Raw genomic sequence first — 7,364 nt, 5'->3', positions numbered from 1 at the left:
TGCGAACTTGCAGATGGCACTCGTGTTGAAAGAAGTTCAGGTGCCGATACGTCTTGGCCACCGTGTCGTGCACACCATGCAGCCCATCGTGACCCGAGACTGCAAAGCGACTGCCGACTTTGAAGTCAATCAATATCGTCAAGGTCTTGGCACCTTCGTCGAACTCAACCGAGGCAACGCACCACGGGTCAGTGATGCCCAGGGCAGATTCAAACAGCTTGGCAGTCATCAATTCACGCTCAAAAGTTGATCAATATGGCAGAAGCTTACCCACTCAAATTTCAAGAGAACCAAATTCAGCAATAAAACTGTTCCGGACAGTCGGACATGACAACAACATGACAACATGACAGCGTGGCGCAGTAAGCAAACAAGAGCCAGCCAGCGATTACGTGCTGGTACTTAGACATTACGACACTGGCTACTTCAACGCGCCCAAAAGGGTTCCCCCTCCAGCAAGTCATATTCCTCAACTGACCGCGATTTCTCCAGCATAAACCAAGCCAATTCTGTTCGCGTAATTTTTACTGGTTGATAAATATTCCATGATTTAGCAAAGAGCTTTGCAGACTCAACACAATGCGCAAAGTGCTGAAAGTAGGTTTGAAATACCTCACCCAAATTCGATTGAGTTGGATCAAGCCAAGTCCTACGCCTATCCCCGATCAAGTCCATTTTCCAGTTCACCTCGGAGCTGGGAATCGCAAGAAATTTTCTTTCTACTTCGATCATCAACTCCATCGCTTCATCTAAGTCTTCAAAGCGAAGGTATCGACAATAGAGTCGATCGAACAACAGCGCCCAATTTTTTTCAAGGTCTTTTTTGGAGACGAAAAAATCAACGCATTCAAAAAATAGTTTTACGTCTGAGATAGTTCCAAGCTCACAGAGCGCACTACCCCCACAAAATCCAATGTTCATGCTGGTCACCGCTTGAATGAAATTGAAGTTGGACTGATCGCACCATTCGACTTTTGTACGATGCCCCTGATAACCGCATCTTCTTGAGCAGCGCTTACCACTTGTCCACGAACATCAATCACAACCGTTTGCGTCATTCCCTGGGGTAAGTTCGCTGCACGGTCTATCGCTTGTTGTGAAACGTTGTTGATTAGACCGTTCGAGTTAGTGGCAATCTTGTAGTTCTTAACCTCAACACTGCACACATTACCAAGACAGTAATCCGGTCGTACGCTTCCAGAAGTTCCGTATGGCACTTCTTGACCATTTTTGAAACTGACCTGCGGACGTGCACCGGGCGGCAAGTCCAAGCCAACATCAATTTCTGACTGTCTCGGCGTTGGCCTGCCAGTCACCGCAACATCATCTACGGCAACAGCGACTTTCCCTCCACCATTATCCACAACCTTCGCCACAGCAGACGAGCTTGCGGAATTCAACTTTTGTAATGCTGATCTGGCAACAGCAGAGTCTGAGGAATCCAATGCAATGCCCAATTCAATGAATTGCTTTGTAACCAGATCCCTTTGCGCTGGTGTCAATGGCGTTGCTTGCTGACCTGCTTCGTTGGCCGCCACTTGAAGTGTCAAGTAAGTGGTCAATGCCGCTTTGCCATACACCGCCGCACCTGCGCCATCACCTTGCTTGGTCAGCGCACTTGCAATGTCCCCCAAATCTGAATAAGCAGACTTGAGCTGCTCGTAAGCTTGTAGTTTTTCTTGAGCTGTCGTTGCCAATGCGTAGGCATCTTTAGCATTCGTCGCACTGACCAGGGCCTTGGTTTGTACCGCATCCAACTCTTTGAATGCTGCATCAATGTTCGCAATGTCTTGGGGGGTGCTAGCTTGCTTTTTCAACAAATCTTTGGCTTGTTGTTGTTTTCCCGTCAGCGCATTGTTTGCAGCTGCATTCGCACCCATCTGCGAAGCCACGTTCACCGCAGCCGCACTGTCCGGTCCTCCGACCAACGCCCCAGCGACCGCACTCATCGTTTTTGCAAAATCTACCGTTGCGGTATCACTCATGCCTTGTTTAAGTGCATACGTTGCACTCAACTCCCCCACCACAGCCCCCACGGCACCTGCACTGCAGCCGCCGCTGTTGCCGGTAGTGGCCGCACCGCCCACGCATCCTGCCAGGGCGTGCGCCATGGCTTGCGTGTAGGCGTTCAGTGCGGGGTTATCGCCTGTCGTTGCCGCACCAATGCTGTTGGCCGTCTGCGCCATGCCCGCCGTGATGAACGCTGTGCTCAGTGCGGTGGTCAGCGTTTCTTCGCTGAGCGGCTTGCCGTTGATGGCACTGCTCACCACTGCACTGGCCATGTTGTTGGTCACGTTTTGCATGAGGTTGGCTGCGAACTTGTCAACCGCTTGCGTTGTGCTGATGACTTGTGCGTTCGCACCCGTTTGGCCTGTGGCCGTGGTGGTGCTGCCTAAGGCGTCGAGCACGCCTGCTGTGGCCATGGCGGTCAATACGTTCTTCACGTTTTGGCTGCTGCCCATGTCTTTGAGCGTCTTGCCAATGTCGCCGCCGTTGTTCACAAAGCTCACGCCCGCACTTGCAGCCAATGCCGCAAAGCCTGCATTAGCGGCTGCGCCAAATGCGGTGCTGCCCATCAAGGTAGCTTGCGTGGCTGCCGCGGTGGCCGTGGCTGCTGTGCCAGCTGTGCCGCCCAACAGTTCTGCCCCCATGCCACCTGTGTACACCGCAATGGCAATGCTCAGCAACGCCGCCCCCGCAGGCGTCAGCCCTTGCTGGCTGTAGCTCCATTCGTCATGCGCCAGCTTGACCTGCTCCCACTTGATGTTGGGGTTGCTCGCCAAGTCATTGAGGTAGCCCATGCCCGGCTGTTGGCTCAGCGCTGCGATCTGGTCTTTCAGGTTCCCTTCCGGAATCTGCACCGTCGTGTTGATCCCCGCCCCTATATTCAGCTTGCCGTTGATCACGGTGTTGTTGGCCGTCTCTGTGGTGCTGCCATGGCCACTTTCAGCCTTCCACACCCCTGCCGTGGTGGTGCTCTCGGTGTGGCTGGTCGTGGTCGTGTTGGTGCTGGTGCCCACAATCAGCTCACCGTCTTTGCTGGTGTCTGCACCTTCGCTGCGCACGATGTCAATCTTGGGCGCGGTCATGATGGCCCCCCGCACATCGGTCACCGTGCCTACTCCCACCTTGATCGCCTCTTGCGAGGTCAGCTTGGGGGCCAGCGCCGTGGTGTTTAAGCTGCTGTCGCTGCTTTGGCTGTTGCTGTAGGTGATGCCAATGAAGCTGGAGCTGGTTCTGCTGTCGGCATTGCTCTTGTGCTCTTCGTTGACCGCGTACAGCTTGGTCTGGTCCGCGCCTTCGACCTGCACGAGGGTTTGACCCTTGATGTCTGCGCCCAAGCTGGTGATGTTCTTGCCCAGCACTTGCACTTGGCCTGCTTTGACCTTGCTTACTTCGGCGGTTTTGTCCACCGTGGTGTGGTTGGTCGTGGTGGTGCTGCTTTGGAGCCCGCCCCAGCTGCTGCTGGAGCTGCTGGTGGTCCAGTTGTGCTGTTCGGTGTCGGTGTTGTAGCCCAGCTCTATGTCGCCTTTGGACTGCACCAGGGCTTTGCCGCCTGCACTCACGTCAGTGGCACTCAACTTGACCGCTTGCTCGCCATAAATGGTGACCTTGCCACCGGCTTCGATCTGGCTGCGTTCGGTTTGCAGGCTTTGGCGCACGTCGCTGCCCGTTTGCGTGCTGCTGTAGGCTTGGCCGCTGGTGATGGCCACCGCCCCTGCTGCGCCCAGTGCGGCATCGCCGCCTGCACGCAGTTGCAGGCTTTGTGCACTCAAGTTGCCCAAGGCTTTGATTTGCGTGTTGCCGCCACTGCTCAGTTGCACGCCTTCGATGGTTTCTTTGTGCGTCGTGGTGCTCTGCTGGGTGCGCAGAAATCTTAAAAACCCGCCCTCACTCGATGGGTTGGTCGTGGTGCTGTCTTCACTGTTTTTGAGGGCCTTCAGGTCCACGCTGCCTTGTGTGGATTCCACCTTGAGGTCTTGCCCCGCGCTGAGCTTGCTGCCTTGCGCGGTGAGGTCGTTGGTGCTTTGCAGCGTCAAGTTGCCACCGGCTTTCACATCACTGGTGTTGTGGGTGGTGGATGTTGCGGTTTTTTGTTCTGTGGCCAACAGGTTCATGGCGCCTGCGCTTTGGAGCGTGGCGTTGCCTGCAGCAAGCAGCAAGGTGCGTCGGCCATCGTTGGCCGTACCTGCATTGACGATGACCTGCGCAGTCACCAGCAAGGGGTTCAGCACATAGACAAACAGGGCCGCTTGGGCAATGGTGCGGTGGTAGCGGATCAGAAAATGGCCGGGTGCCAAAATGTAGTTATTTAAGTCTAATATTTACCGTATTTTGCCTTGATATTCAGCACAATCTTGAGCTTGGCATGGCAGATATGGCTGTTCTTGAGGCGTCTGTTTCGCCCCTCCCGCCCTCTTCGCTCTGCCGTATTCGTCCGTCGCCCCAAAGCCTGCGGATTGGCAACGTTACACGCCGACATTCACACCCGTCGCAAACCCGATTGGCTGCGCCTTGAAGTCTTGCGCCTCAAAGCCCACATGCCCCGCGCTGGTTGCCGCGCTGTGGCACATACCTTCAACCGATTGCATCCCGGCGTGAGCGTGGGCAAAACCTTTGTGGCAGATCTCATCGCATCACACCAACTGGAGATTGCCCAGTTGCGCCGTGAAATTCACGCCACCCAGCCCCGCGCTGTCACTGTCAACGACACATGGGCCATGGACATGACGTTCTTCACCGACACGCAACGCATTACCCATGCGGCCATTGGCATCATCGACCACGGTTCACGCTTGGCGCTGCGCCTGCAAGTGCTCACCTGGCGATGCAGTTGGAGCTTGCTCGGTCATTTGTGCCTGGCCATCGCGCAACACGGCAAGCCCCGCAAACTGCGCACCGACAACGAGGCGGTTTTGAACAGTTGGCTGTTCAACTCGTTCTTGATGATCGTTGGCATTCAGCACCAAACCACCCAGAAACACGCGCCCTGGCAAAACGGCAGGATCGAGCGCTTGTTCGGCACGCTCAAGCCGCTGCTCAGGCAACTCGTCATCCCAAGTGCCGGGTCACTTCAAAGCGCGCTCGATGAGTTCAGGGTTTTCTACAACCACGTCAGGCCTCACCAAAACCTGCACGGGCTCACACCAGCAGAACACTTTGCAGGGCTCAGGCCAACAGACATTCGGCAAATACCGATCAAGGAAGTGACGCCAGTGCAAGCCCTGGCGGGGTTGATGCGTGGCTACTGGATCAGGAGGTAGCCCACTCAAATCAAGACTTCAATCTGTTCAACAACACTGTCCGCATCGGCCAGGGGCAATGCCTGCGTGCGTGTCAGGTTTTGCACAAAGAGCTGGCACTGCGCAGCACCAACAAGTGCAACAACCCCATCAAAAACCAGCCCCGACAGGCTGATCTTTGAAAAAACAGGGGTTGAAATTCAGTGCCAAACGTGATGCGGACACTCGGACATGACAGATTGTGATTCAGCAAAAAAACTGTTCCAGACACTTGGACATGACACCGTTGATCGGCTTTTCTAACTCAGCAGGTCCGTGGATACATCCCCGAGGTGAGCAAACTCATTAAAAACGGTGCAGACAAAACCTATATCGCGTGTAACCGCCCTGGCAGGGTATTTTTCTCCCAAGATGATCATCTGTTCATTCGGCATGTTTTCGTTCGTTGGCGTTCTCACACTGTGATCGCCATCCTCATCATTCACATTCAGCATCAGCAAAAAATTTCCAGAATCTACGTGCATTTCTAATTCGTAAGGGCCGCATTCTGGAGGTGGCTTGCACCGCATTACGACAACACCTTTACCTGAACTAGACACACTTTTAATAATGTCCTCAGTAGTTGAATTGTTTGGATTCAGCATGGCGGGCAACTGATCTCGAACACCATCAGCATTAATTAGGTACCCGCCAAGAACAATGTCTTTTCTCATGGTTTTTCCTTGATTGATTTCATTCCTGGCTGCCAGTAATAGGTCTTGGGCAAACCAGTCACATTGTCTACGGCCTGCACAGTCAGAGATTTCAAACCTGCAGCATCCGCCGCAGCAGCTATATCACCTTTGCAGTATCCACAAACATCTTTACCAGAAACCGTCATGGACATCCCTGATCCTTGAGTTTTCCCGGCGTTGTAAGCTTGTTGAATTACGCCAATTTCAGCATGCGAGTCCGCAACAGTTCCATTTGGAAACGGTTTCCCTTGGGCCTCGGTTTTGGCGGCCACGCGATTAGCAATAAGCGTGGGTTCGTTTGTAGCTCCAATTTTCGCAGCCTGGTTGACATCCTCAAATACAGATCCGTTCACGGTGCCTTTTGCCGTCACGATAGGCTCAACTCCCACCCCTCCACCATTTACCCCACTCCCCCCAACCTTCGCCACAGCGGGCGAGCTCATGGAATTCAACTTTTGTAATGCTGATCTGGCAACAGCAGAGTCTGAGGAATCCAATGCAACTCCCAACTCAATGAATTGCTTTGTAACCAGATCCCTTTGCGCTGGTGTCAATGGCGTTGCTTGCTGACCTGCTTCGTTGGCCGCCACTTGAAGTGTCAAGTAAGTGGTCAATGCCGCTTTGCCATACACCGCCGCACCTGCGCCATCACCTTGCTTGGTCAGCGCACTTGCAATGTCCCCCAAATCTGAATACGCAGACTTGAGCTGCTCGTAAGCTTGTAGTTTTTCTTGAGCTGTCGTTGCCAATGCGTAGGCATCTTTAGCATTCGTCGCACTGACCAGGGCCTTGGTTTGTACCGCATCCAACTCTTTGAATGCTGCATCAATGTTCGCAATGTCTTGTGGATTTTTCGCTTGCTGTTTCAACAAATCTTTGGCTTGTTGTTGTTTTCCCGTTAGGGCATTGTTCTGCGCCGCATTCGCCCCCATCTGCGAAGCCACATTCACCGCAGCTGCACTGTCAGGTCCTCCAACAAGCGCACCAGCGGCCGCACTCATGGTGGTCGCCAGCTTCAATGCGCCTGCGCCATTCATGCCGTTTTCCATCGCAAACTTGGCACTCAACTCACCCACCACCGCACCCACTGCGCCTGCGCTGCATCCGCCGCTGTTGCCGGTAGTGGCCGCACCGCCCACGCATCCTGCCAGGGCATGCGCCATGGCTTGCGTGTAGGCGTTCAGTGCGGGGTTATCGCCTGTTGTTGCCGCACCAATGCTGTTGGCCGTCTGCGCCATGCCMGCCGTGATGAACGCTGTGCTCAGTGCGGTGGTCAGCGTTTCTTCGCTGAGCGGCTTGCCGTTGATGGCACTGCTCACCACTGCACTGGCCATGGCCACAGCAGGCGTGCTCGACGCCTTAGGCAGCACCACCACGGCCACAGGCC

5 protein-coding genes and 1 pseudogene are annotated in these 7,364 nt (G+C 54.5%); 1 reads left to right on the top strand and 5 read right to left on the bottom strand.

Going from position 1 to position 7,364, the window contains the following annotated elements; all coding sequences use genetic code 11:
* The 3 genes and pseudogenes from AMM33_RS21085 to AMM33_RS21075 all read right to left on the bottom strand — a co-directional run.
* Positions 1-229, bottom strand: a pseudogene (locus AMM33_RS21085) (ISL3 family transposase); the annotation flags it as partial.
* A gap of 197 nt (positions 230-426) precedes the next feature.
* Positions 427-921, bottom strand: coding sequence for a hypothetical protein (locus AMM33_RS21080; protein ID WP_090143195.1), 495 nt, complete (start codon positions 919-921; stop codon positions 427-429).
* 5 nt (positions 922-926) lie between these two features.
* The gene (locus AMM33_RS21075) at positions 927-4,301 is read right to left on the bottom strand and encodes a DUF637 domain-containing protein (protein WP_090143194.1); all 3,375 of its coding nucleotides are present in this window, start codon (positions 4,299-4,301) and stop codon (positions 927-929) included.
* A 159-nt stretch (positions 4,302-4,460) separates the two neighbouring features.
* Here AMM33_RS21075 and AMM33_RS21070 point away from each other — a divergent pair, with 159 nt between their 5' ends.
* The gene (locus AMM33_RS21070; RefSeq protein WP_090143193.1) at positions 4,461-5,264 is read left to right on the top strand and encodes an integrase core domain-containing protein; all 804 of its coding nucleotides are present in this window, start codon (positions 4,461-4,463) and stop codon (positions 5,262-5,264) included.
* A 278-nt stretch (positions 5,265-5,542) separates the two neighbouring features.
* Here AMM33_RS21070 and AMM33_RS22245 read toward each other — a convergent pair whose 3' ends face one another.
* The gene (locus AMM33_RS22245; protein ID WP_194945647.1) at positions 5,543-5,956 is read right to left on the bottom strand and encodes a DUF6911 family protein; all 414 of its coding nucleotides are present in this window, start codon (positions 5,954-5,956) and stop codon (positions 5,543-5,545) included.
* Positions 5,953-7,215, bottom strand: coding sequence for a cytidine deaminase-like fold-containing protein (locus AMM33_RS21060; RefSeq protein WP_228768291.1), 1,263 nt, complete (start codon positions 7,213-7,215; stop codon positions 5,953-5,955). Before AMM33_RS21060 ends, AMM33_RS22245 begins: the two co-directional genes overlap by 4 nt.
* Between the last annotated feature and the right edge of the window lie 149 nt (positions 7,216-7,364).

It is taken from the genome of Limnohabitans sp. DM1 (assembly GCF_001269385.1).
In the GTDB taxonomy this organism is placed as follows: Bacteria; Pseudomonadota; Gammaproteobacteria; order Burkholderiales; family Burkholderiaceae_C; genus Limnohabitans_A.
Note: the sequence above shows the minus strand (reverse complement) of the source record. Positions and strands in the feature narration are given on the sequence as shown.

Coding starts and splice junctions, on each gene's coding strand:
- AMM33_RS22245 (WP_194945647.1), bottom strand. CDS start 5,956: ATGAGAAAAGACATTGTTCTTGGCGGGTACCTAATTAATGCTGATGGT.
- AMM33_RS21080 (WP_090143195.1), bottom strand. CDS start 921: ATGAACATTGGATTTTGTGGGGGTAGTGCGCTCTGTGAGCTTGGAACT.
- AMM33_RS21060 (WP_228768291.1), bottom strand. CDS start 7,215: ATGGCGCAGACGGCCAACAGCATTGGTGCGGCAACAACAGGCGATAAC.